The organism is Kitasatospora sp. NPDC054768 (assembly GCF_053612025.1).
In genome coordinates this window covers 1-846 of record NZ_JBSHBN010000005.1, presented here as the reverse complement: position 1 = coordinate 846, position 846 = coordinate 1, and the positions used below count along the sequence as shown (strand labels likewise).

The 846-nt window shown below is 77.2% G+C and carries 1 protein-coding gene; it reads right to left on the bottom strand.

The annotated features are described in order from the left end of the window. Window positions 1-189: 189 nt before the first annotated feature. Window positions 190-765: a hypothetical protein gene (locus ACWGKU_RS02350; protein WP_452179883.1), complete on the bottom strand. Its 576-nt coding sequence runs from the start codon at window positions 763-765 to the stop codon at window positions 190-192. Window positions 766-846 lie beyond the last annotated feature (81 nt).

Below are 846 nucleotides of genomic sequence, written 5' to 3'. Positions count from 1 at the left end.
GGGGGGGGGCGGGGGGGGGCCGGGGGGCCGGGCGCCCGCCCCCCCCCCCACCGCCGCGCCGCGGGCCCCCCCCCCCCCGCCCCGGCCCCCCCCCACGGCAGCCCGGCGCTCAGGACGCCGGGCGGTTCATGGTGTCGCGGATCCGTGGACCTGTCGGCCCGGATCAGTGGCCTGGATCAGTGGCCGGAGTCAGCGGGACGGCGGGCAGAGCGTGGAGAGCAGCGCCTCGTTGATCTTCGCGGCGGTGTCCGGGCCGAAGCCCTGCGGGTGGTCGGCGGAGGTGAAGCGCTGGTTGGCCAGGTCGACCAGCTTCTGCTTGTCCTTGGGGAACTGGTACATCGACTGGCACTGGTTGCGCGCCCGGTCCACGGCCTGCTCCGGCTTGCCGCCGACGATCGCCGGGTCGATCGCGTCCAGCGCGGACACCAGCTTGGTCGCCAGGTCGGTGCCCGGCTTGGCGGGCAGTCCGGCGTCGGTGGGCGGGGCGGGCTTGGCCGGTGCGGGGGCTCCCGAGGAGCCGGCGTCGGGGGCGGGAGCGCCGGTGGCGCCGTCGGCCGTGGGGGCGGCCGAGCCGGGCGCGGGGGCCACGGGTGTGGTGGCGGCGTCGGAGGGCGCGGGGGTCGATGCGGCGGAGGCGGTGGGGGAGCCGGCCGCGGAGGTGGCCTTGTCCGAGCCCGAGCCCGAGCCCGATCCGGAGCTGGAGCAGGCTGCGAGGCTCACCGCGGCGAGTGCCGTGAGGGTGGCGGCGAGGAGACGAGTGCGCATGGCGCCCAGAGTGTCATGTTCGCGGCATGGAAGGGAAGGTGTCTCCTGTGACTCAGGAGGATCGCCGGAACGGCGGGCGGC